This is a genomic window from Chitinimonas taiwanensis DSM 18899 (assembly GCF_900119825.1).
In the GTDB taxonomy this organism is placed as follows: Bacteria; Pseudomonadota; Gammaproteobacteria; order Burkholderiales; family Chitinimonadaceae; genus Chitinimonas; species Chitinimonas taiwanensis.
On the sequence record NZ_FPKR01000011.1, the window covers coordinates 1 to 22,489 of the forward strand.

Below are 22,489 nucleotides of genomic sequence, written 5' to 3' on the forward strand. Positions count from 1 at the left end.
GCTGAGCCACTACGCCGAGCCACCAAAATAGCTTTCAAACTGCTGGCGCTGACCTTTGTGCGCCCAGGTGAGCTGCGTGGAGCGCTTTGGGAGGAATTCGACCTTGAGCGAGCTGAATGGCGCATCCCCGCAGAACGGATGAAGATGCGCAGCCCGCACATCGTACCGCTATCGCGCCAGGCGCTGGCACTGCTGGTTGAGTTGAAGCCCTTGGCAGGGAGCAGCCCGTTCCTCTTTCATGCCACCACCAATATCAACCGGCCCATGTCAGAAAACACCCTGAGTTATGCCATGGGGCGCATGGGCTATAGCGGCACGGCCACCCCGCATGGATTTCGCGCGCTGGCGTCAACGGTGCTGAATGAAGAGGGCTTTGATCCTGACATCATCGAGCGGCAACTGGCGCATGCGGAGCGGAACAAGGTCCGCGCTGCATATCATCGAGCGGAATATCTCGATGACAGGCGCAAGATGATGCAATGGTGGGCTAATTATCTTGACGGGCAATACGTTAATTGATCCTGACATTATCGAGCGGCAACTGGCGTATTTGGAGCGGAACAAAGTCCGTGCTGGCTATCACTGAGCGGAGTACCTTGAAGGCAGGCGCAAGATGATGCAGTGGTGCGCTGATTTTCTGAGCAAGCAAGACTAGAGTAGGAATTGTTCATCGGTGAAGGCGGATACTGCATGTCCATCCAGCGCAGGCTCATACAAACGTCACTACTTGACGGTGTTGTTGCTGAAAAACAGATGAGGGGGGGGTAAACCATAATTGTTGATGCTTATGGTGGATGAAGTCCGGTAGGATAGCGAAAGACTGCATACCTGCAGTTTCATTACATTGATTTACGTAGGATTTAAATGGCCTGCGTATAAATCGTTGTGTTATTGAATCAGGCAACTGCACGTGCTGCTGATGCTGAGAATAATACTGTTGTTATCATGGGAGCTGCATGTTAGAGCCGAGCAGCGCCAATCACCTCAAATTTAGTTCTTGTTGATTCAGGAATCTTCTCAATGCCAAGCCCAAAAATATTTGTATCGTCAACGTGCTATGACTTAGGAGCTGTGCGGGAGCAGCTTCGTAATTTCCTCTTTGATCTTGGCTACGACCCAATTCTTAGCGAATACTCTGACATCCTTTATGATCCAAGAACTCATACACATACCAGTTGCCTTCAAGAAGTGCCTGGTGCAGACATGGTAGTGCTAATTGTCGGATCACGCTTTGGAGGGAAGGCCGTTCCCGAAGCATTGAATTCTGTTAGTTTAGAGAGAATTAGCAATGCAGGCTTTGATGTTTCAGCCATTGAGAATATTTCTAATCTATCAGTTACGCAACTTGAAGTGCTTAAAGCAGTTGAGTCGCAAGTTCCCGTCTTTGCCTTTGTCGATGAAAAAGTATGGCATGATCATCTTGTTTTTGAAAAAAATAAGGATTTGGTTGGTCAGATTAGATTTCCATCAATAGAAAAACCTGAAACTGCAAAATATACATTTGAATTTATAAACTTCCTTAAGAGCCGGATTCGAGGAAATTCTGTCGTTTCATTTTCCAAAATTGAGGATATTGAGAATCATTTAAGGAAGCAGTGGGCTTCGCTATTTCAACGCCTGCTTAGAGAATCGCGAGAAAAAGAGTACGAAAGCCGTCGCATGTTTGGGATAGCGGAGCAGATTGAAGATTTAAAAACGGCGGTGCTATCAACAATTGCCAACACGCAATCAAGAGAGATAGCAAGAGGTGCTATAAAATACAGGCGTCTGGTCGATTTCTTAATGGGCTTAAGGCTTGCTGATATTAGTATTATTTTAAGGGGTGGCATGAATTTTGAAGAGCTCTTGAAAAGGGCTGGAATTGTACAGACGCTCGAAGTCGACCCACGAGATCGTGAACGATTCTTTGGGAGAACGATCCTTGTTAAGGATGATGGCACATTCTATGAGCTTCGATTCCCAATCGAGTTTTTAAACGAGATTGGTGCTGACTGGTTGGCGTTTGTCTCAATGCCTGAGGATTCTAGACGTGTAATTTATGAAGCTTTATCTGATAGCGAGAGAATGGGGGCTGGCTTGCTTAGATACAGAAAGAGTAAATTTGAGGAGTATCATCGCAACGCTGACATTCAGCCTGAATTATATAATGTGCATACAGCAGCCTAGTACTGCAATCAGCCGGCTTCTCAGACGGCTTTCTTTTAAGGTTCTCTTGGCGATTGATTAAACCTCGTTTCTAAAATTTACTTTCAAAATAACACGGTGCTCCATGTATTTCAGGAAAATTGAAATAGAGAATGCTGGGCCAATTGATCATCTATCAATTGATTTTCCCATGAACGCTTCGGGTAGTCCCAAGCCATTAGTAATCGTTGGTGAAAATGGCACGGGCAAAACAATCCTTCTTTCATATCTTGTTAATACACTTATTGCCGCGAAGCAGGCAGCTTTCGACGATACCGAGGTCGAACACGGCAAGGTCTACAAATACAGGAGCCCTCAGTATATTAGATCAGGTGCACTTTATTCATATGGGCGTGCTGAATTTGCCAATGGGCAATTTGTTGAAGAGTGGCAACTTAGTGTCATAAAGTCTAAATTTGAGGAGATTTTTTCCTTTTCTCCGGCAAGGAGGAGCTGGACTGCCATTTCTCCAAATGAGCTATCGCACTTTGAAAGTTCGCTGGCTCGAAATGAGCCGTCGGCGAGAGAGTTGTTTGAGAATAAATGCTGTTTATATTTTCCGGTCAACAGATTTGAAGAGCCTGCGTGGCTGAATGTTGACAACCTAAAGGAAAGGGCTGCTTATACCGAGTTAAAGCATGTCGATCGTTATTCCAATAGGAGTATTATTTCAACATCTCCCCTTAAGGTGAATAGGAACTGGCTTCTGGACCTGATTTTTGATCGCCAAGCCTTTGAGATGCGGACCCAAAATGTAGCTCTGCCCTTTGGGCCAAGTCAGGAAAGCATCAGTGTCCCTGTGTTCGGGGGATTTAAGGGGCAAAGCACACGTATTTATGAGGCCGTTTTACAGCTACTGCGTACTACACTTCGTGTGGAAGGAAAAGTCCGGCTGGGGGCTGGTACTAGGCATAATCGGCTAATTTCAATAATTAAAGACGAGGCCCCGTGGATTCCAAACATATTTCAGCTTTCGACAGGGGAGGTGTTATTGTTGAATCTTTTTCTGTCTACAATTCGTGATTATGACTTGAGTGGCGGCTCCGTGGATGATCTAAGTGATATACGCGGAATTGTAGTAATTGATGAGATCGATGCTCATCTTCATACTTCTCACCAAAAAGAAATATTACCGAATCTTTTGGCATCATTCCCAAATGTGCAATTTATAATAACATCACATTCGCCCCTGTTTTTATTAGGCTTGGAAGAGCGCCTTGGCTGCGATGGCTTCAAAATAGTAAATATGCCTGATGGCGAAGTATTATCGGCTTCGGATTTCTCAGAATTTACGGCGGCTTATGAAACATTCAAACAGACAAGCCTGTACAGGCAGGATATCTTAAATGCTCTAAAGGCCAATTCGCGTCCAATTGTTTTCGTTGAGGGTGATTACGACATTCGGTATATTACTCGAGCTGCTGAATTGCTTGCAAAGTCCCATGTTCTCGATGCTATTCAGCTTAGGGATGGTTCTGGATTTGGCAATTTAGACAAAATCTGGCGATCTTATGAAGTTCAGCTGGCGGAACTTTTGCCCTCAAAAATACTTCTGCTTTATGACTGCGACACAGGCAAAGCGACGTCCGAGAAAGGGCAGCTTATTAAGCGGATTGTTCCATCAGTAGTGGAGTCTGCAATATCAATTGGTATTGAAAACCTCATTCCTGTTGATATCATTTCTCGGCTTGAGAAAAGCCACCCTCAATTTATTGACTCAACCGATTCGACAACTACTCGTATTCGAGGCTGCGAGGTTGTCACGCCAGCAAAGAAATCAGTCAATAAAGATGAAAAGAAAAATTTGTGTGACTGGTTCTGTGCTAACGGGACTCCCGAAGACTTTCGGAATTTTGCTTCAATCTTTGACATCATTGAGAGTTCGTTACTAGCGCCTTGATTTTTTGGGGCGCTAACTCAGTACTTGGCAGGTACGCCGCAGCAGCTCCCTTTGGTTCACTTTGACATTTGGAATACTTGTCATCAAGTCTGTGAATTCTTCCAACTGAACGACCGCTTCCGCTCTCATAGTTCATATTGGCTTGATCGCCACATTGTGTGGCCTCACTTCGGCCTTTCCCCTGGGCGCGCGCTCGTATCCCCGCCACGCCCGCCCGCTTCATAGGGCGCATTTTATGCACCCTGCAGAACCCACCCCGCCCTCGCCAACACTGGCGCGCTGCGGGGGCCTAGGGCCTCGCCAATTTATGCGTTTTTATGCACCCAGCTTATGCACCTGGGCAACTGGCCCCAGCTCGGTCGCTTCGCCCACTTCCCGCCTGCATTTCCTAGCCCGCTAAGGGCCGTCTAGCGCTGTCCTGGCGCGTCCCTATCCGTTCATTGCTATCGCCCGCGCTGCCGGTTTGCCGGTCGTGCAGGCGCGCGCTTGCGCGCATCGCAATCCGCGCTTGGCGCTAGTCGGTTTGGTCGCCTGCGCGCCACCGCTTCCCGCGTCCCCGCCTAGATCAATCAAGCCACCCGATTTCCAGTCTTTGCAGGACGTCTCTGGACCCCTTTGGCGACCCGCCATTGTGTGGCGCTTCCACACAATCCCCATCGCATGACCCCTTGGCGGCCGGCCGCAATACTGCCGGCATGCGTTCAAACAACGCACACCAGCACCTACCGGGATGCACCGGTAACGATTTTTCGCCAAGGAGTCTTGATGCAGCACCCCACCACCAAACCCGCCGCCACAGGCAAGGCCGACACCAGCGCAAAGGCTGAACGCTTCCTGCGTCTGCCCGAGGTCATGTCCCGCACAGCCCTGTCCCGCTCGGGCATCTATGCCGCCATCCAGCGCGGTGAGTTCCCCCACTCCATCCCGCTCGGTGGCAAGTCCGTCGCCTGGCTGGAATCCGAAATCACCGCGTGGCAGGACGCCCGCATTGCCCATCGTCAACACTGAGCCCGCCCACCATGCTGACCAATCCCCAAGTCATCGAACGACTACAGACCCAAGCCAATACCGTCCTGGCCGCCCGCCAGGCCTTCGAAGCCAAGCGCGACGAGGTGACAGCCCTGCGCGCCGAGATCGCCCTGCACCGTAAAGGCGCCGAGGCGGCAGACAGCGAAGCGCGCGGTATCCGTGAAGAGACCGCTGGCCTGCTGCGTGCCCTGGCTGGCCAGCTCACCAAGCACTTCCGCGACCTGAAGGCCAAGGAGCGCGCCGCCTACACCCTGGCGGAAGACTTCCGCGAGCTGGTGGCCAATCTGGAACTCATGCTGGAAGAAGCCGAGGACGATGCCCGCGGCCTGCTGGCCAGCTATCTGACCAAGGCCAACCACCTGCGCGTGGCCTATGCCGATGCCCTGATCGAAGAAGGCCTAGCCACACTGCCGCCCGCCCTGATTGCCGGCATGCGCTTCAAGGCCACCTCGCTGGAGGCCGAAGATCGCTGGGCGGCCTGGAAGCAGTTCACCTTCTCCACGGCAAACCAGCACGCCTTCGCGCAGCTCACCGACAAGCTCCCCGCCGCGCTGAATCGCCAGGTGCAGTTCGAGGACAGCCCGATTGAAGACGCCCTGCACCTGCAAGACCGGGCCGGCATTGAGCCCGAAACCAGTCCTGCCGCCCGCGCCCGCCGTAACCAACAACGTGCCCAGCGCAAAGCCGAACTGGCCAGCTAAGAGCGGGCAGGCTATCTCCGCTTAGGTGACGAGCGCCGGATGCTGACCGACTGTTAGGCCCTCAAACCCGCTGCCAGCGCGGCTTTCAGAGAATATATCCACCCACTTGATCGACTTATTTGAATGAGCGCAAAGCCAGTGATTTATCAGCGTTTGATGAAATAGAAAACCCCTGCGGTACAGGGCAGTGCATTCGGCGCTATACCGCATGTTTCCTGGCATTGAAGGCAATCGGCATTCAAAAACGGTTAAGCCGATCGGTGGGGGCTTTGTGGCTCAATGCCGCCGCTTACGCAGCTTGATGCGCCTATTTGATCGTTTTTTTACATAGCTTAAGGACGGCTTCCATGCCCCAACTGAAACAGTCCCTCATTGCATTTGAAGTAAGCCAGGCGGTGCAGCCATGAGCATGAACTGCCCCCACTGCGGCCAGATCTCCACCACCCGCACCAGCAAGCCGGTTTCCCTGATCTCGAAGGAGACCTGGTATCAGTGCCGCAACCTCGAGTGCGGCCATACCTTCGTCGCAGTGACCGAGGTCGTGCGCACCCTGTCGCCCAGCGCCCGCCCGAATCCCCTGGTGCGCCTGCCGATCAGCCGCCCCGCGACCCGCCGTTGAGCAGGTGCCCCATGTCCTCACTTCGCTTCACACCCACACGCAGCGCGCTTGACGGGTGCGTCCAACTGGACGACCATGCAGCTGTCGCGGTCAATCCCGCGACCGGGATTGGCGTCCCGATTGCTATGGCGGACAACCGCCTTCAGAGCGGTTTTTTTGCGTCCGTGACAAACACCATTGGTGCGTCCTCTTTATGGCGGGCCATGGTGGGAGAGTGTTCGCACTCGCCGGTCTCCGTAGCACCGGTACGCCAATCCTGCCATGTGCCTGCCACCCCGATTGGCGTCGGGATGCAGGTCTTCAAAGCTACGGAGGCCCTGATGCCAAAACTCTGCCTGCGCGCCTTGCGCGCCGTCTTCCCCCCTCGCTCCATCCCCGTTTCTACGCTGCCCACCCAGGCCGAAGCCCGTGCGCTTGGCGCCCTGCTGGTCGCCCAAGGCCGTCGCGCCGTCATTGCTCCCGCTGCCCAGGGCTTCACTGTCTGCGAGGTGGCCGCATGAACGCGCTTGCCCTGCTGACGGCTGATCGCCGCACGCTCTCGAACTAAGCCGAGGGCCACTCCATGAACCAGCAAATCCCCAACCCGCACGCCGGGCTGGACGCCCCCGGCTTGCCTGCGTGTGTGCGTACCGACCTGCCTGCCCATGCTTTGCCGCGCAAGGCGCATAGCCTGATTGCCGACGACGAGACCCTGCAGATCATCCTGACCACCGAAGCCACCCAAGCGGGCTGCGATGCCCTGATTGCCTTGCTCCAAGCCCAACGCGCCTATCTGCCCAAGGATCGCCACCATGTCTAAGCTGAACACGACCCAAGCCCCCTTCATGCTGGCCACCGAGTTCATCAACGGTGATCCGCGTTCCTTTATCCGCATCGAGGATGCGGCCTATCTGGCCGGCCAGGGTCTGGCCGGCGAGCTGATGGCCTGCATGCTGTTCTTCATGGAACGGCCAGGCGTGCCGGAGAAGGTTAGCCAGCGCGCCGGCCGGGCCATGCTGGCAGGCTTCCTGCAACCCTTGCTGCCCCTGGTGGAAACCTCCCTGGTCAGCCTGAACGCCAAAGAGCGCGCGCTGCTGTTGGAACGCCTGATGGCGTCCATCATGGCCGGTGCGCCGGCTGCCCTGGCTTTGCTGGATGAGGAGAGCCACTGATGCGCACCCTGGACGCTGAGACCGTGCGCCACGCTGCACAGGGCCGCTGGCCCTTCATCCTGAGCGCGCTCGGCCTGCCGGCTGAGGCCTTCACCCATCACCGCAACCGGCCTTGCCCCTGCTGCGGGGGCACTGACCGTTTCCAGTGGATCGACAAGGACGCCGGCCGCTTCGTCTGCCGTGCCCTGGATAGCCAGGGCGGCGACGGCTTCGCCCTGGTGATGCACTGGCAGGGCGGTAACTTCGCCAGCGCCCTGGCGGCCGTGGCCGGGGTGCTCGGCCTCGCGGGCGGCCAGGCGCCTGCGTTGCCTGCTGCGCCCGTCCCCAGCAAACCCGATAGCCGCTACACGGCCAAGCAGCAGGCCATGAAGCTGGCCCGCCTGTGGGACGAGGCCCGGCCGCTCAGCCCGACCGATGCCGCAGGCCGCTATCTGGCCAGCCGGGGCCTTCGTCTGGACGCCTTCCCCGCCTGTTTACGCCTGCACCCAGCCTTGCCCTACTGGTGCGAGGTCGCCGGCGAGCCGAAGGCGCTGGGGCAGTTCCCGGCCCTGCTGGCCCAGGTGATCGACCGTGAAGGCCAGCTGGCCGCGCTGCACCGTACCTACCTCAGCCCCGAGGGCCACAAGCTGGCCTTGTCGCACCCCGAAACCGGTGAAGCCTTACCGGCCCGCAAGCTGATGGTGCGCAGCGAGCGCGCCACCCAGGGGGCGGCCATCCCGCTGTATGCGCCCAGCGAAGGCCGCCTGGCCCTGGCCGAAGGGCTGGAAACCGCCCTGGCGGTCCAGCTCGGCAGCGGCCTGCCGGTGTGGGCCTGTGTCAGCGCAGCCGGCCTCGAGCGGGTCGTGCTGCCGGAGGGGGTGCGCGATGTGTTCATCTTCGCCGACCACGACCCGAGCGGCACCGGCGAGAAAGCCGCCGCCAAGCTGGCCAAGCGCCTGCAAGTGGCCGGCCTGCGTGTGCGTACCCGCAAGCCAGCCCAGGCCGGCACCGACTGGCTGGACGTCCTCAACGCCAGCCAGCGCAGCGCTGCCCGCAACCCCGAACCCACCACCCAGCCCACCACCCCACCGGAGGCCGCCCAATGAGCCGCCAGGATGACGAAAAAATCCTCCAACACGCCGCCAGCCTGCCACCCGACCCCATCGACCCCGGCCCCACGCTCGGCCCGCGCGTCGCGGTGACCGAACAGGGTGTGTGCTATGTCGGCACCAAGGTCGATGCGCAAACCGGCGCCGTGACCGAACTCCCGCCCATGTGGTTATGCGACAAGCTCGAGATCATTGGCCGGGGCACCGATGAAGGCGGTGAGCATTACCGCATCCTGTCCTGGCAAAGCCGCGGCAATCGCCACACCCAGATCAAGGCCATCCCGCTGAGCCAGATCGGCGAGCGGGCCAGCTGGGCCATGCTGCGCGCCCACGGCCTGGCCCTGGCCACCAACCGCCGCGCGCTCGAGCAGCTGGCCGCCTGGCTGCAAACCGGGGGCAGCGACACCATGCACCAGGTGACCGAGCGCGGTGGCTGGCTACATGGCGCCTACGTCCTGCCGAGTGGCGAGATCATCGGCACCCCGGATGTACCGCTGTTCTATCTGGGCGACCAAAGCCACGCCAACGCCTACAAGGTGAAAGGCAGCGTGGACGGCTGGCGCGATAGTGTGGCCGCCCTGGCCAGGGGCAACACCCGGCCCATGCTGGCCATCGGCGCCGCCCTGGCCGCCCCCTTGCTCGGCCTGGTCGGTCTCGAGTCGGGTGGCTTCCATCTGTATGGCCCGAGCGGCTGCGGCAAGACCACCTCGGCCAATGTGGGCGCCTCGGTGTGGGGCCTGCCGCGCGAACAGCTGCTGAATTGGGACGCCACCGCCATTGCCCTGGCCAATGCCGCCGCTGCCCGCAATGACGGCCTCATGCTGCTCGATGAAATGGGCCAGGGCAGCCCGGAAGCGGTCAGCATGGCCGCCTACCGCCTCTTCAACGGCACCGGCAAGATGCAGGGCGCCAAGGAAGGCGGCAACCGCGACATGCTGCGCTGGCGGGTGCTGGTACTCAGCACCGGGGAAATCGACCTGGCCGCCTTTATGCAGGGCGGCGGGCGACGCACACGGGCCGGGCAGGAAGTCCGCCTGGCCAGCCTGCCCGCTGACGCCGGGCAAGGTCTGGGGGCCTTTGAGACCCTGCATGGCCACGAGAACAGCAATGCCCTGGCCAGGGCGCTGGATGAAGCCGTACAGGCCGAACACGGCACTGCCGGCCGCGCCCTGGTGGCCCATGTGGCCGCCAACCGGCCCGCCCTGGCCAAGCGCCTGCAACTGGCCAGCCTCGCCCCCGACTACCTCGCGGGCCTGCATGCGGTGGAAGCCAGCGGCCAGGTGCGCCGCGTGGCGGCCCGCTTCGCCGTCACCGGGGAAGCGCTCGAGATCGCCACCGAAGCCGGCTTGACCGGTTGGGCGGCCGGCGAAGGCCATGCGGCCATGCAGCGCTGCTTCCACGACTGGTTGAAGCGTTACGGCTTGGGCAATCGGGAAGAAAGCCAGGTGATCGAACAGGCGGAAGCCTGGTTTGCCGCCAATGCCTTCGCGCGCTTCATCGACTGGCACGACGCAGGTAGCGACCGCGAACCCCTCATGCCCAACTGCGCCGGCTACCGCCGCCGCACCGACACCGGGGTGTACTGGCTGGTGTTTCCGGGCGTGTTCTGCGACGAGCTGGCCGAGGGCTTCGACAAGACCATGGCCGCCAGCACCCTGGCCAAAGTAGACATGCTGCAAACGGGCAATGACGGCAAGTCCACCTCGGTGCACAAGACCCCCGACCTACCCAGGCAGCCGAGGCGCTTTTACAAGTTCATCGCCATTGTGCGGAAGGACGAGACAGAAGCAGAAGCCACAGCAAGTGCGACATAAAAAGAAGGTGTTACCGGTGTAACGGTGTAACCAAGAAAAAGAAGGCTGCTAAGACAAGGGCTTACAGCAGGAAAGCAGTTACACCCCCGTTACGCTACAGGGAAAAGCGGGGTAACCAAGGGCCCATTTGCCCGCCTGGTTACCTCGTTTGGTAACACCCAGGCCGCCAGGGGAATCCTTGGTGTTACCGCTGAAAGCCTTGACTGGTGCGGGTTTGCGGGCTTGGTTACACCGTTACACGGGTTACACGCTGAAAATGTGTGTATATAGGAGGCAAGTGGAAAAACTGCCCTGTGCCTCGATCCTCGCCGCCCGGTTATGCTCTGACTTCCACAGCTAACGACCGTGCGCCATGACCCCGTCAGTCCCCATTCCAACCGACAACATCTACAAGTTCGCCTGCTTGTTCGGCCTGGCTTTGATCGTGTCAGGGATATTTGCCTTCGTATCGACCTACACCGCTTCTCTGGATCGCAAGGTGAAGTACTCGCAGGTGGTCTTGGAGCTTCAAGCAAAGCCCACCAAGACAAAGGCGGAAGAACGACTGATTTCCTTGAATGAGCGGCTGATTGAGGTCACAAGGAAGAACGAGAACTCAGCAAACAGCACAGTCGGCTTTGTAATTGGCTTGGGCTTAGTGCTGAGTGGTTTCGGGGCTACGAGATGGTATGTCGTCATCCAGCGACGGGACGACCGGCTTGCGGCATTGCAGCTGGAGAAGCTAGAGGCCGAGATCGCCAAGCTCCGTTCGGAGACCAAGCCCCCAATTGCTCCCGTTGGAAATGGCGCCTCGGTTCCTCCTGCTGACAGCTAGTCAGATGCAAAAAAGGCACAGGCTTTGAAGGTGTGTACCAAATTGTGTACCAAATGAAAAATCACGCTCATGAAAAGCCATATTAAACATATAGTTAGAAGTTTTGTTCGATAGAGGCAGTCGCACCAGTACAGCGCTTTGACCCGTTCAGAGCAAAGAAAAAACCCGCAATGCTTATGGCTTTGCGGGTTTTTTCTTATCTGCGCCTACCACGATGGGGCGCATCAAAGTCATTGATGCCTGAAAGCAAGGCACGTCGAGGCCAGCGCAAGGACGTCGAAACGTCGCTAGGCCCCTGCTGTTTAGAGCGAGTGCTCCCATAACCGTACGCTCGGTGCCGGCAGACTGGCAAGTTAGGGCGATATGTTAGCTCTTGAATAGAGTTACTTAAGGTGCCATGTCGGGCAGAGGTTATGCTTGAGAGCAAGTGGAGCAATGTCCTAAGGGGCGTCGACGTACAGCGACAACCAATCGCCCAAGTGGGTAACGCTAATGCTGAGATGCTTAACGAGTCCGCTCTGAGGTTGTTTTCTTTGAATGGGTTTAACCCAGTCAATCACATCACTTCACTTCTATTGGGAGCGTATTCGCCTAGCGCGGGCTTCTTCGTTGTCGGCATATTTAAGTGCCACTTGCGCTAATACAACGCAAAATGGCTCCAATTGACCATTTGAGTCGGGCTGCAAAACTTCCCTGGCGAATCGCCGCGCTTCAGCTGCGCTTTTTAGTTTTTTAGATTTTCGCGTAGTGCTTCGCTGGATGGTTAATCCGTGTGCTTCTATAGCAGTCCGTCTTAATTCTACCAATTGCTTGTGGCACAACTGCAGAATATTTATGGTGCCGAGTGCCGCCACGTCATGATCACTGGCTGATACCTCGCCCTTGCTGTTGTATAAGAATCTATTGTTGGTGCTGGCTTCATGAGGTGAGATGAAATTCTCGTTCAGGCTGATGCCCTGGCCTCCTTTGATAGGCGCCCCATAACCCGACGATTTGTCGCCGCCATCTTTAGGAAAACAGGCTGCCATGTTGGCATAGTCCAAATCTAGTTCCGGGTTCGTATTCTGGGGGCGAATGTGCTCGATATGGCAATCTGTAATGGATCGAATGCGACGCAACGTATAGGCACACAGGTGGCCTTGCTCATTGAGAAGCGCAGCTCTTACCTGATTTCTCACATCGCTCGGCAAGTTGCTGTAATTCAAATTTTGTGGCGATTGTTGGTTGCTACTTTTCCAATCTCGCAACGCCTGAGGCTCTGCTTTCTTGACAACATGCCTCATGCTCATTACTCCGCCGTCTTACGATCAAAGCGCGTATAGCGACCGATTAGTGCTTCTGCCTCCACCAAATCGGGATGGTCGCCTATTAAGTGCCGGAGATCGTTTAGTTTGCTTTTGGCCGAGTCGAACTGATTGCTCTCTATCTCCTCGAAAATGTCATCCAGTTTTGAGGCGATCTCTGGATCGCGGTCATCACTACCCATGACATGACGCAATATCCAGTTGGAGTCCAAACCAAAGCTTTGACTTGGATGTACTTCCTCCTTGCCTAGAAGAATTATTTCATCAGCCCTGGCTTGTCCTATTAACTGAGGCGAATGCGTTGTACAGATGAACTGGATTTTTGGAAACGCGCGCCGTAAGTCTGTGATAACCCTTCGTTGCCATCGAGGGTGTAAGTGTTGGTCTAGTTCATCAATTAGCACGACACCTGGTGTTTCGCTAATTGCAAGCTCATTGAAATGCGGATTAAGCGATACCGCTTTAAACGCAATATCTCCAATGATCGCGATCATGGTGCGATATCCATCGCTTAGGTCTGACATTGGAATAATACGACCATCGTCAAAATCACACATTAGCGTTTCCTGCCGGATGCTGTAGCGAACACGCTTAACATGCTCGGGCAAGCATTTGTTAATAGCCGAAAGAACGGTTCTAAGGTAGGGTGACTGATCTTCTTCATCAAGCTCTACCCGTCGCTCATATGCCATCCAGCGCATAAGTGATTTCAGGTCGGTTCGATTGTCTACGCTATATCGATATCCGAGGAATCTGTCACTAAACCAATCCGCATCACCATTGGCAGCATCCTCTCTGTCAAAATCCTGCGGAGTTGTGCGTGAGGGCTCTCGATCAGAGTCCGGTGGTAGCGCCCATAGGCGATTGGCGCCGTAATACGAAATAAGAGGCAGGATCACCTCTTTGCCCTCGTTTGCATCTTTGCCACACATTTCCGCCAGTTCACGAATGCGCGCTGCGTTCCTGTAAGTGGTCCGAGATCGATAGTCGCGTGAGCCCAATTCTCGGGACCAATGAACATTAGATTTGTTGGCTACTTCCCCCCAAGCCTCAACTTTGACAGGAGCGAAGTCGCGCAGTACAAAACGCTTACCAATAAACTGGGTCTCGCGGCGAATGTCGCGCTTCTGAATGTGCCGTGAATCATAACCCCTGATCCCAAGTAACCAGCTCCCAATGGCAACCGCCAGAGCTTCTAGTAATGAAGTTTTGCCAGCCCCATTCTCGCCAATAACTAAATTAAAATTTGCGTGAAATTTGAAATCGACTTTCTCGTATTTTCTGAAATTTTCGATGTGTAGTCGATCGATTCGCATGATTTATCTCGATGGGCTTAATATTTGGTTATTGATGGGTGCTTAGCCGAGGTTACGGGCTCTTGCGAAAATAAATTCTTGTGTGTCCAAATTGGTGGGTGATTTTACCTGGCCTGGGCAGTGCATTGCTGATCGTTAAGTTCTTCAATAAATTAAATCCTAATTCGACCATAAGTGAGCAGACGTTGTGTGGCTATGTGCTAATCAAAATGGAGAGATCCGTTCTTAACTACTGAGCTTTGTCCAAGGCCTGTATGGAGAATAAATATGCACTTGCACGTATTGCAACGTATCACTGTGCGAGGATGCTATCACTACTCAGCACCGCATATCGATATGCGCGAGTTTCTCTCTGCTCCTTGCCGCCCACGCCCCGCCTAGGTACTGTCCGCCCCTGCGCCTAAGCGGGTAGGGCGCCAGCAACGGGGGATGGATGACGGTTGACGCGTATGAGCGCTTGCGGGCGAATGGGTTTGCGCTGGCGGGTGGACTGGGGGATTTGCAGCGGCGCGCCTGCGTCTACCATCACCTGTATGCCGATTCGGGCCAGCGCAATGTCTTCCCGCTGATTGCGGCGCATGGGGCGCTGTGGGCGAGCGGTTACTTCAAGCAGGGCATGCTGGCTGGGCGGTTGCTGTCGCTGCCCTATCTGTTCTGGTCGGCCCGGCGGCGGGCCATGCTGGCCGCGCTGGATGATTTTGCCGATCAGTTCCGCGCCATCAACCGCCGTGTGTGTGCCGAGTCGTATGCGCTGTACCACTACACGCGCGATTTGGGCGCCACCGACTTTATCGTGGGCCTGATCGGCGCCGAGTTTGCCACGCTGCTGTGCGAGTGCCACGCGGCGCGCCGCCTTGACAAGCCGTTTGGTGCCGAGCAGCGCGCGGCGCTGTTTGCGGCCTTCTTCCACTGGGAGCAGGAAAACATCGTGGCGCCGGCCGTGCTGGCGGCATATGCAGGCTTTCACTGGGCGGCGATCAAGCGCCTGGCGCTGCGGCCGCGTGTACGCTTTGCCTACTTCGGCGCGGGCTACAGCCTGCCGTTTGCCGATTTTTCCAGCCAGCAGGAACGCACGCAGCGTGGTCTGCAGGCCTACCAGCGTGCCGAGGCCGTGGGGCTGGCGCAGGTCGAGCAGGCACTCGCGCACTACCGGCTGATGCCGGCGGCCTTCCACGCCAACCCGCGAGCCTATTTCCGTACGCTGGCCTTGGCAGCCTAGCGCGGTCTACCGCCGCCGTAAGTCGGCAGAGAAGGGATGGAAGCTATGCAGACTATTCACCTGTCGGCCCCGAGTCTGGTCGATGCCGAGGCGCTGCTGGCCTTCGAGCTGGCGAACCGGGCTTTCTTCGAAACCCATATCAATGCGCGGCCCGCGCACTACTACAGCCTGGACGGTGTGCGCGCGGCGATTGCGCAGGCGCAGCAGGAGGCGGCAGCCGACCAGGCCTACCAGCACCTGGTGCGCGATGAGGCCGGCACCCTGGTCGGCCGGGTGAATCTGAGCCGGGTGCGCCGTGCGCATTATCATTCTGCCGAGCTCGGTTACCGAATTGCGCAGTCGGCCTGCGGCCAGGGCTATGCGAGTGCGGCGGTGCGCCTGGCCCTGGCGCGCGCGTTTGGCGAGCTGCAGCTGCTGCGCGTGGAGGCGATAGCCCGGCCCGGCAATATCGGCTCGCTACGCGTGCTGGCCCATAATGGCTTTCGCCTGTTTGGCCGCTCCAGCCGCAGCTTTCAGCTGCATGGCGAGTGGCACGATCTCGAACATTACGAACGCCACGCAGAGGACTAAGTCTGCTGCGTGGCCGGTCCACATCCCATCGATTTTTCTGAGAGTAAGGAAGCTGTATGCCTATCGAAGCACGTTTGCACCGCGCCGCGGGCGCGCTGACCACGCTGAGCAATGGCCGCCATGTGTGGAATGCCGATATCAGCGCCGCGCTCGGTTCGAGCGACCGGGCGCCCGATCCGCACGATCTGCTGGATTCCGCCCTGGCCAGCTGCACGGCGCTGACGCTGGAGCTGTATATCCGCCGCAAGCAGCTGGCGGTGAGCGATCTGCAGGTGAGCATCGAGCATGTCGAGACGCGCAATGCGCAGGGCGAGGTGCACTACCAGCTGCAGCGCAAGCTGCATATCGAGGGCGAGCTGAGCGATGACGAGCGCCAGCGCCTGCTGGAGATTGCCGACAAATGCCCGATACACCGTGTGCTGAGCGGCGAGATCAGCATTGAATCGCAGCTGGTGTAGTCGACTGGCCTGGGCCGCATGGCCGGCTTGGGCGTGCTTCACCGGCTGCTGCAGCGCCTGGCTGCCACGCGTGTGCAGCCCATAAAACAACAGGCCCGGCATAGCGCCGGGCCTGTTGCTTGCTGCGGGCAGTTCGCTGCTTAGCTGCGAATCTTGCCGCTGCCGTCCAGGATGGTCAGGTCGACAAAGCTGGAGCCGCTGCGGTTACGGCTGGAGAAGTTGACGCGGAAGCCGCCCAGATCGTAATTGCCCAGGCTTTCCAGCGAGCCGATCAGCTTGTCGCGGCTCAGGTCGCGACCGGCGCGCTTCAGACCTTCCACCAGCACGCGGGCGGCCAGATAGCCTTCCATGCTCGGGTAGTCGATCGCGTCAATGCCGGCGGCCTTCATGGTCTTCTGGTAGTCGATAGCGACCGGCTTGACCGCGCTATACGGCGAGGGCACGACCTGGGTCACGATCACGCCACTGCCATCTTGCTTGAGCTCGCTCACCAGTGCTTCGGTACCGACGAAGCTCACGTTGTAGAACGGGCCAATCGAGTTGCGGCTGCGGGCGGCGCTGATAAAGGCGGCGCTGCTCTTATAGGCCGAGACGATGAAGATGGCATTGGCCGGCTTCTTGTTGATCAGCTCGTCCACCGCGCGTGTCACGTCCACGCTATTGCGCTTCACGGTGGCGGTGGCGTTGATGGTCAGCTTGTACTTGGCGGCGGCGTCCTGCATGGCCTTCAGGCCGGCAGCACCGTAGGCGTCATCCTGGTAAAGCACATTGATGCTGCTCATGCCCATCTTGGCCATCGATTCGGCAATCTCTTCGGCCTCATCGCCGTAGCTGGCGCGCATATTGAACACATTGCGGTTGAAGGGCGCACGCAGGCTTTCGGCGCCGGTGTAGGGGGCCACGAAGGGCACGCCGCTGCGGTTGATCTGCGGCAGCGAGGCGTTCGAGGTGGGGGTGCCCACATAACCGAACAGCGCAAACACTGCCTGCGGGCCTTCCAGCAGCTTCTTGGTGTTGGCAGCGGCACGCTCCGGCTCGTAACCATCGTCCAGGCTGATCAGGCGGATCTTGCGGCCGTTGATGCCGCCGCGCTTGTTGACCTGCTCGAAATAGGCGTTCGCGCCACGGCTCACGCCCTTGCCCAGCTCGGCGGCTGCGCCGCTGAGTGCGGCCGATTGGCCAATCAGAATCTCGGTATCGCTGACACCGACTTCAGCGTGCACCAAACCGGATACCGCCAGGAAACCTGCCCACCACCATTGCTTCATGAAGGAACCTCGCAAAAATTATCTTTAATCAGGACGACTCAACGCTGCGCACGCGAGCCGAAAGCAAAGTGCCGGCGAACGTGGTTTCACGTTGGCCGGCAAGGCTGGTGGTGCACTAGCAATTTCTCAGCGCGCAGTATCCTGATCTGGTCAGCTTGGTGTAAGTGTGGCCGCCCCCAGCTATCCTTTCGCAAGAAAATGTGCTTATTCAATAACTTGAATATATTTTGCATAAAAATGTCCGTCGCCAGGGCGGGGCATTTGGCCATTGTCATGGGGCGCAAGCCGCGCCGGCCCTCGCCTTGGATGCACTGCGCGACCGTGCTATAGACCGAGCAGCCCGGCGCGCAGAGCGCAGCGGCCGTCCACTGCGACGGCGGAACCGCCAACCCCATGGAGCCTATCGCGATGAAATACCGAGGAAGCTGTCACTGCGGCCAGATTGCCTTTGAACTTGAGGGCGAAATCCCGACCGTGCTGTCCTGTAACTGCTCGATCTGCCAGCGCAAGGGCGCGCTGATGTGGTTTGTGCCGCGCCCGGCGCTGACCCTGCTGACGCCGCCGGAAAACATGCGCAGCTATACCTTCAACAAGCACGTGATCCAGCATCACTTCTGCCCGAACTGCGGCATCCACCCGTTTGGCGAAGGCGTGGCGCCGAATGGCGATGCGATGGCCGCCATCAATGTGCGCTGCCTGGAGGAGGTGGATATCGCCGCGCTGACTATCCAGCATTTCAACGGCCGGGAGATGTGAGCGCACGACGATGGGGTCGGGCGAGGGAGGTGGTTTGCTGGAGTTGGTATTTTTACCAAGTACACATCCTGGCGTATCAGTTCGCTGTGTCGTCTGGTCATCATCATTGCCTGACGCGCTGCACTGATGCGACCTCGGGGGAGGCCAGAGGCGGCGCTGGGAGTGGCCGCTCCTTGCCTTTGCTGCGCGCAGTGCGCCTAATCACCTGGGTCTTCGTGTACCCCGCTTTGCGCACTGCCCCGGCGATCACCACGCAGCCCAAGCAGCGCAGTCTTGACCGATGCCCGCCTGGTTAGCCCAACTGTGTAGGCCGGGTGCTAGGTCGAGCGGTTTTTCTACCCGAGCCTGCGCTTCCTCAGCGATCACCTTCCCTATCCTGCTAAACGACAGACATGCTTTTGCTTACCCAGCCAATTGATTGGAAGGAGCCCGCCACCACAGCTTTGCAGGCTCTCCAAGTGCTACATCCCGACCATCCCGCCTTGATGCATGCCTCGGTGCAGAAGGTGGCGCTTACCTATAACAATCTTCCGCCCGAGCAAGGACTGGCCGCGCTGGGGCAGGCGCTGTCTGCGTTGGGCGTGGCGCTGTACGCCGTAGAAACCGGTAGTGATAACGCTGTGTTCTACATCGTGCCTGCCACGATGCCACCACCTGTGGTGCAGGTCATTGAGCATGGTGGTGCGGCCTGTGATGCCCGACTGCAATATCAGTCACAACGTCGCTGGGGGCAAAAGGCCGTCGGGATTCGAGCGGCCTCCTTGCAGTTAGCGATTGATTGCTGGGACGAGGGTGATGCCGAGCTCATGTGGCTGAGTGAGCGCCATATGATGTGGCGCTGGGAAGCCGAGGCCCTGGTCGCGGATGTCACGCGCTGGGATGCGTGTTCGACGGGCATCGATCATATGATCGACGTGCGATTTCCCGGCCGAAGCGATGCTGGGGACTATACCGTCCGATATGCACCGCTCGCGCTTAGCGCTGAGGGCGCTCAGGCTTTGTGGGCCTTGCAGGGCTACGCCACACCCGATCCGCTGTTCAAAGACAAACGCGTAAAACGGCACGCTCAAACGGAGATCCTCGTGGCGCTGCCGCGGGACGAACAGCTGCGCTGTGCTCTCCCTACTGTGTTCCCCCCGGCTTTGCCGTGCTCAGCCGGGGCGTTGTCCGAACAGGGCCTGCCATCGCCACCACAGCCTGCAATCTATAACCCGCTTGCCTTGATGTCCGAAGGAGACGGTACTTGGCGTCTGCTGGCCATGGTGAGTAAGGCCTATCAGAAGGCGCCGCCGCTCGATGAGCAGGTCATCTTGATCTTGAACGCCCAATTTCAGCTGCAACGCTGGCAGTGGGTTAGTAGTCAGCCGGAGGCAGCCGCAGCCTTTGGTTTCACACAAGCCCGCAGCGGCATGTGGAGCCTGACGGCCTTGCCGCTGCATAGCCCCGAAATACCAGGCTTGCCGCCGAACCCATCCGGCTGGGACCTGTGTGGTGCGTATTGGATGAGGGATGCGCAGGAGCATTTCGTCATGCTGGCGACCAGCCGTGATACCGGAGCGCGCTTCGTTCGAGACTGTAGTGCTATGCAAGCCAAGCTGGGGGAGTGTCGCTATAGCCAGCGCCTGCTGCTTGTTTCTTTGCCCCATGACTGGGTGCTGCTGGATATATCCGGGGACAATTGGGGCCTTCAAGACAGTGCCTGGCTTTGGCATGTTCCCAGTGATCGATTCCTGGCATTGCCTTTAGGTGCGATCGGCGAGAACCGAGAAAACATGGACTTTCATTACCAGCCCCAGCTTGAGTCCCTGTTTGCGACCAATGTTTCTTACGATTACAGCACCAAGCTGTTTAGGCTCATGCCATTCACGCAAATGCTGAGTCTTCTGCGGGCAAGCGCGACACTCGAACGCCGTCTACCGGATTGGATATCCGTTGATGCGCAGATCGCTGCAAACCTGCACTGACCTGCTCCAGAGCTGCAGTGGGTCGCCAGGGCTGGATGTCACACCGGCAATATCTTGTCGTTTGGTTTTCTCTCATCAGCGGCTAATCTAGTACCAGAGCGCGTTAAAAAGCGTTCAGCAAATAACAACGGCACAAGCCCGTATTGGATTCTGGGAGGAATTCGATGCGGGCTTTTGTTTTTCCGTCAGTGGTGCAAGCGCTTTGGAGCATGTGAATGACTAGTCTGTTCAGCAATTGGCAGTTACGAACCAAGGTACTGGTCGCGGCCGCTCTGGCCATTGTGGTGGGCTTTGCGGTGATGATCTGGGTGATTGCCGGCGGCGTGTACCGCGATGCCGAGGCAGTGGGCCTGGCACGCGCCAATGAGCAAGCCGATGCCTATGCCAAGCGCGTGGAGGACGAGTTTGCGCTGGGCTTTGCGCTGCCGCGCCACCTGGCTGATGCGGTGCTGGGCATGCAGGGCGGCCAGCTGCCTGATCGCAAGACTCTGGACAAGATGATCATGCGTTTGCTGGGCGGCTTTCCGCAGGCATCGGGCCTGTGGATGCTGATGGAGCCGAACGCGCTGGACGGCAAGGATGCTGAGTACGCGAGCGACTGGCCGATTCATGACCCGAGCGGCCGCTATATGCCCTACATCACTCAGTCGGATGGCAAGGTGGTGCAGGACAAGATGCTGGGTGCCGATCAGCAGGCCAAGGCCGAGCCCTTCCGCCAAGACCCGGCCAATTACAAACCCGAGTACGAACAGGCGGGCTGGGGCGATTTCTACTTTGTGCCCAAGCAGCGCCAGCAAGACACAGTGACTGAGCCCTATGCCTATGAGGTGCAGGGCAAGAAGGTGCTCATGTCCTCGCTGGCGGTGGCGATCAAGGACGGTGGCGGCAAGTGGCTGGGCGTGGCGGCGGTTGACTTGCCGCTGGGCAATCTGCAGGCCAATTTCAGCCAGTACAAGCCGTTTGGCACCGGCTATTTGACCCTGGTATCGAACGGCGGCCTGTATGTGGTGAACCAGGACGAGAAGCTGCTTGGCCAACCACTGGACAAGGCCAGCGTACCGGCGGATCTGATGAGCCAGCTGCTGGCCGGCAAGCCGGTGCAGTACGAGGCCGACGACACCCTGCATGTCTGGCGGCCGATCAAGCTCGGCAATACCGGGCAGAACTGGGGTCTGGGGGTATCGATTCCGCACGCTACCATCGTGGCCGACGCGCTGGCCGCACGTAACCAGGCCGTGGCGATTGGGGTCGTGGCGGCTGTGCTGATTCTGGTGCTGATTGGTGTGCTGCTGACCGTGCTGACCCGGCCACTGGCGCGCCTGGCCCAGGCCATGGAGACGCTGGCCTCGGGTGAGGGCGATCTGACCCGCCGCCTGGAAGTGGGGGCCAATGATGAGATCGGCCGTACCGGCAAGGCCTTCAACCAGCTGATGGGGCAGTTGCGCGAGATGTTCGTGCAGGTGCGCGCGCAGAGTGAATCGGTGGGCGGGGCGGCCGAGCGGTTGTCAAACAGCGCCGACATCGTCGAGCAAGCCTCCAATCACCAGGCTGAGGCGGCCACTGCCACGGCGGCCAGCGTCGAGCAGGTGACGGTCAGCATCCAACACATTGCCGATAGCGCGCGTGACTTCAAACACAGCGCGCAGGAAACCGGCAGCGCCACCGCGCGCGGCCAGAGCCTGGTGGACGAGGTGGCGGCCGAGATCGACAAGGTGAACCGCAGCGTGGATGCGCTGGCCACCACCATGGACAACCTCGGCCACCAGTCGGCCAAGGTCGATACCATCGTGAATGTGATCAAGGACATTGCCGACCAGACCAATCTGCTGGCGCTGAATGCCGCGATCGAGGCGGCACGCGCGGGCGAGCAGGGGCGTGGCTTTGCCGTGGTGGCCGACGAGGTACGCAAGCTGGCCGCACGCACGGCCGATGCGACGGTGGAGATTGGCCAGATCGTGGCCGAGATTCAGCGCGAGATTGGCGCGGCGGGCGGCAATATGCGCGATACCCGCGAGCAGATCGCCACCGGCGTGCAGATCTCGCACCGCGCCAGCGAGGCGATTGGTGCGGTGCGCGGCGAGACCGAGCGCCTGGTCAGCGATGTGGCGGTGATCGCCGATTCGACCCGCGAGCAGGCGGCGGCCAGTACCGATATCGCGCAGAACGTGGAACGCATCAGCAGCATGGCGCAGACCAATAGCCATGCAGTGGCCGAGGTAGCCCATGCGGTGGAAGAGCTGGAAGGCCTGTCGCGCAGCCTGGGTGAGCTGGTGGGGCGCTTCAAGATCTAAGCCGCCCAACAAGGGCAAAAGGCCGGGCTATCTGCCCGGCCTT

The 22,489-nt window shown here is 58.1% G+C and carries 21 protein-coding genes; 18 read left to right on the forward strand and 3 right to left on the reverse strand.

The features are described 5' to 3' along the window. The 12 genes from BT173_RS13545 to BT173_RS13600 all read left to right on the forward strand — a co-directional run. Positions 1-519 (forward strand): tyrosine-type recombinase/integrase (locus tag BT173_RS13545; protein ID WP_139256168.1); only part of this gene is annotated, 519 nt, incomplete at its 5' end. Positions 520-1,020: 501 nt separating this feature from the next. Beyond that, the gene (locus BT173_RS13550) at positions 1,021-2,166 is read left to right on the forward strand and encodes a DUF4062 domain-containing protein (RefSeq protein ID WP_072429212.1); all 1,146 of its coding nucleotides are present in this window, start codon (positions 1,021-1,023) and stop codon (positions 2,164-2,166) included. Between the two features lie 103 nt (positions 2,167-2,269). Continuing rightward, the gene (locus tag BT173_RS19860) at positions 2,270-4,084 is read left to right on the forward strand and encodes an AAA family ATPase (protein WP_245794182.1); all 1,815 of its coding nucleotides are present in this window, start codon (positions 2,270-2,272) and stop codon (positions 4,082-4,084) included. 765 nt (positions 4,085-4,849) lie between these two features. Beyond that, positions 4,850-5,092, forward strand: coding sequence for a helix-turn-helix transcriptional regulator (locus BT173_RS13560; RefSeq protein ID WP_072429213.1), 243 nt, complete (start codon positions 4,850-4,852; stop codon positions 5,090-5,092). Between the two features lie 11 nt (positions 5,093-5,103). Then, positions 5,104-5,814, forward strand: a complete 711-nt coding sequence (locus tag BT173_RS13565; RefSeq protein ID WP_072429214.1) for a hypothetical protein — start codon at positions 5,104-5,106, stop codon at positions 5,812-5,814. A 403-nt stretch (positions 5,815-6,217) separates the two neighbouring features. Next, a complete protein-coding gene (locus BT173_RS13570) occupies positions 6,218-6,433 on the forward strand; it encodes an Ogr/Delta-like zinc finger protein (RefSeq protein ID WP_072429215.1) in 216 nt (71 codons plus the stop codon). 320 nt (positions 6,434-6,753) lie between these two features. Beyond that, positions 6,754-6,933, forward strand: coding sequence for a hypothetical protein (locus tag BT173_RS13575; protein WP_072429396.1), 180 nt, complete (start codon positions 6,754-6,756; stop codon positions 6,931-6,933). A 62-nt stretch (positions 6,934-6,995) separates the two neighbouring features. Further along, positions 6,996-7,232 (forward strand): hypothetical protein, encoded by a 237-nt coding sequence (locus tag BT173_RS13580; protein ID WP_072429216.1) that lies wholly within the window; start codon positions 6,996-6,998, stop codon positions 7,230-7,232. Beyond that, positions 7,225-7,584 (forward strand): hypothetical protein, encoded by a 360-nt coding sequence (locus BT173_RS13585; RefSeq protein ID WP_072429217.1) that lies wholly within the window; start codon positions 7,225-7,227, stop codon positions 7,582-7,584. The genes BT173_RS13580 and BT173_RS13585 overlap by 8 nt, the downstream gene beginning before the upstream one ends. Beyond that, entirely contained in the window at positions 7,584-8,669 is a 1,086-nt protein-coding gene (locus tag BT173_RS13590; RefSeq protein WP_072429218.1) for a DUF7146 domain-containing protein, read from the forward strand. The genes BT173_RS13585 and BT173_RS13590 overlap by 1 nt, the downstream gene beginning before the upstream one ends. After that, positions 8,666-10,486: a DUF927 domain-containing protein gene (locus tag BT173_RS13595; RefSeq protein ID WP_072429219.1), complete on the forward strand. Its 1,821-nt coding sequence runs from the start codon at positions 8,666-8,668 to the stop codon at positions 10,484-10,486. Before BT173_RS13590 ends, BT173_RS13595 begins: the two co-directional genes overlap by 4 nt. A gap of 352 nt (positions 10,487-10,838) precedes the next feature. Beyond that, on the forward strand, positions 10,839-11,300 hold the full coding sequence (locus BT173_RS13600) for a DUF485 domain-containing protein (protein WP_072429220.1): 462 nt from the start codon (positions 10,839-10,841) through the stop codon (positions 11,298-11,300). A 572-nt stretch (positions 11,301-11,872) separates the two neighbouring features. Here BT173_RS13600 and BT173_RS13605 read toward each other — a convergent pair. After that, the gene (locus BT173_RS13605) at positions 11,873-12,583 is read right to left on the reverse strand and encodes a retron system putative HNH endonuclease (protein WP_175545606.1); all 711 of its coding nucleotides are present in this window, start codon (positions 12,581-12,583) and stop codon (positions 11,873-11,875) included. A 5-nt stretch (positions 12,584-12,588) separates the two neighbouring features. After that, the gene (locus BT173_RS13610) at positions 12,589-13,920 is read right to left on the reverse strand and encodes an AAA family ATPase (RefSeq protein WP_072429222.1); all 1,332 of its coding nucleotides are present in this window, start codon (positions 13,918-13,920) and stop codon (positions 12,589-12,591) included. 433 nt (positions 13,921-14,353) lie between these two features. Between BT173_RS13610 and BT173_RS13615 the strand changes: the two genes are divergently transcribed. Genes BT173_RS13615 through BT173_RS13625 form a run of 3 tightly spaced genes read left to right on the forward strand, consistent with a single transcriptional unit; the run spans position 14,354 to position 16,167 of the window. Further along, positions 14,354-15,139, forward strand: a complete 786-nt coding sequence (locus BT173_RS13615; RefSeq protein WP_072429223.1) for a hypothetical protein — start codon at positions 14,354-14,356, stop codon at positions 15,137-15,139. Positions 15,140-15,184: 45 nt separating this feature from the next. After that, positions 15,185-15,709 carry a GNAT family N-acetyltransferase gene (locus BT173_RS13620; RefSeq protein WP_072429224.1) on the forward strand — a complete coding sequence of 175 codons (525 nt, stop codon included), beginning with the start codon at positions 15,185-15,187 and terminating at the stop codon, positions 15,707-15,709. Positions 15,710-15,765: 56 nt separating this feature from the next. Next, positions 15,766-16,167 (forward strand): OsmC family protein, encoded by a 402-nt coding sequence (locus tag BT173_RS13625; protein ID WP_072429225.1) that lies wholly within the window; start codon positions 15,766-15,768, stop codon positions 16,165-16,167. A gap of 140 nt (positions 16,168-16,307) precedes the next feature. On the opposite strand, the gene BT173_RS13630 is transcribed toward BT173_RS13625, so the two are convergent. Next, positions 16,308-17,435, reverse strand: a complete 1,128-nt coding sequence (locus BT173_RS13630; protein ID WP_072429226.1) for an ABC transporter substrate-binding protein — start codon at positions 17,433-17,435, stop codon at positions 16,308-16,310. A 408-nt stretch (positions 17,436-17,843) separates the two neighbouring features. Here BT173_RS13630 and BT173_RS13640 point away from each other — a divergent pair, with 408 nt between their 5' ends. From BT173_RS13640 to BT173_RS13650, 3 genes are all read left to right on the forward strand, one after another. Continuing rightward, the gene (locus BT173_RS13640) at positions 17,844-18,191 is read left to right on the forward strand and encodes a GFA family protein (RefSeq protein WP_072429228.1); all 348 of its coding nucleotides are present in this window, start codon (positions 17,844-17,846) and stop codon (positions 18,189-18,191) included. A gap of 392 nt (positions 18,192-18,583) precedes the next feature. Further along, the gene (locus BT173_RS13645; RefSeq protein ID WP_072429229.1) at positions 18,584-20,155 is read left to right on the forward strand and encodes a hypothetical protein; all 1,572 of its coding nucleotides are present in this window, start codon (positions 18,584-18,586) and stop codon (positions 20,153-20,155) included. A gap of 215 nt (positions 20,156-20,370) precedes the next feature. Then, positions 20,371-22,446, forward strand: a complete 2,076-nt coding sequence (locus BT173_RS13650) for a methyl-accepting chemotaxis protein (protein WP_072429230.1) — start codon at positions 20,371-20,373, stop codon at positions 22,444-22,446. Positions 22,447-22,489: the final 43 nt, after the last annotated feature.

What these genes read in the sequence shown, in the direction of transcription:
- BT173_RS13640 (WP_072429228.1), top strand. Translation starts at nt 17,844, where the DNA reads ATGAAATACCGAGGAAGCTGTCACTGCGGCCAGATTGCCTTTGAACTT.
- BT173_RS13650 (WP_072429230.1), top strand. Translation starts at nt 20,371, where the DNA reads ATGACTAGTCTGTTCAGCAATTGGCAGTTACGAACCAAGGTACTGGTC.
- BT173_RS13560 (WP_072429213.1), top strand. Translation starts at nt 4,850, where the DNA reads ATGCAGCACCCCACCACCAAACCCGCCGCCACAGGCAAGGCCGACACC.
- BT173_RS13590 (WP_072429218.1), top strand. Translation starts at nt 7,584, where the DNA reads ATGCGCACCCTGGACGCTGAGACCGTGCGCCACGCTGCACAGGGCCGC.
- BT173_RS13625 (WP_072429225.1), top strand. Translation starts at nt 15,766, where the DNA reads ATGCCTATCGAAGCACGTTTGCACCGCGCCGCGGGCGCGCTGACCACG.
- BT173_RS13575 (WP_072429396.1), top strand. Translation starts at nt 6,754, where the DNA reads ATGCCAAAACTCTGCCTGCGCGCCTTGCGCGCCGTCTTCCCCCCTCGC.
- BT173_RS13605 (WP_175545606.1), bottom strand. Translation starts at nt 12,583, where the DNA reads ATGAGGCATGTTGTCAAGAAAGCAGAGCCTCAGGCGTTGCGAGATTGG.
- BT173_RS13570 (WP_072429215.1), top strand. Translation starts at nt 6,218, where the DNA reads ATGAGCATGAACTGCCCCCACTGCGGCCAGATCTCCACCACCCGCACC.
- BT173_RS13620 (WP_072429224.1), top strand. Translation starts at nt 15,185, where the DNA reads ATGCAGACTATTCACCTGTCGGCCCCGAGTCTGGTCGATGCCGAGGCG.
- BT173_RS13595 (WP_072429219.1), top strand. Translation starts at nt 8,666, where the DNA reads ATGAGCCGCCAGGATGACGAAAAAATCCTCCAACACGCCGCCAGCCTG.
- BT173_RS13580 (WP_072429216.1), top strand. Translation starts at nt 6,996, where the DNA reads ATGAACCAGCAAATCCCCAACCCGCACGCCGGGCTGGACGCCCCCGGC.
- BT173_RS19860 (WP_245794182.1), top strand. Translation starts at nt 2,270, where the DNA reads ATGTATTTCAGGAAAATTGAAATAGAGAATGCTGGGCCAATTGATCAT.
- BT173_RS13645 (WP_072429229.1), top strand. Translation starts at nt 18,584, where the DNA reads ATGCTTTTGCTTACCCAGCCAATTGATTGGAAGGAGCCCGCCACCACA.
- BT173_RS13610 (WP_072429222.1), bottom strand. Translation starts at nt 13,920, where the DNA reads ATGCGAATCGATCGACTACACATCGAAAATTTCAGAAAATACGAGAAA.
- BT173_RS13600 (WP_072429220.1), top strand. Translation starts at nt 10,839, where the DNA reads ATGACCCCGTCAGTCCCCATTCCAACCGACAACATCTACAAGTTCGCC.
- BT173_RS13630 (WP_072429226.1), bottom strand. Translation starts at nt 17,435, where the DNA reads ATGAAGCAATGGTGGTGGGCAGGTTTCCTGGCGGTATCCGGTTTGGTG.
- BT173_RS13615 (WP_072429223.1), top strand. Translation starts at nt 14,354, where the DNA reads ATGACGGTTGACGCGTATGAGCGCTTGCGGGCGAATGGGTTTGCGCTG.
- BT173_RS13585 (WP_072429217.1), top strand. Translation starts at nt 7,225, where the DNA reads ATGTCTAAGCTGAACACGACCCAAGCCCCCTTCATGCTGGCCACCGAG.
- BT173_RS13565 (WP_072429214.1), top strand. Translation starts at nt 5,104, where the DNA reads ATGCTGACCAATCCCCAAGTCATCGAACGACTACAGACCCAAGCCAAT.
- BT173_RS13550 (WP_072429212.1), top strand. Translation starts at nt 1,021, where the DNA reads ATGCCAAGCCCAAAAATATTTGTATCGTCAACGTGCTATGACTTAGGA.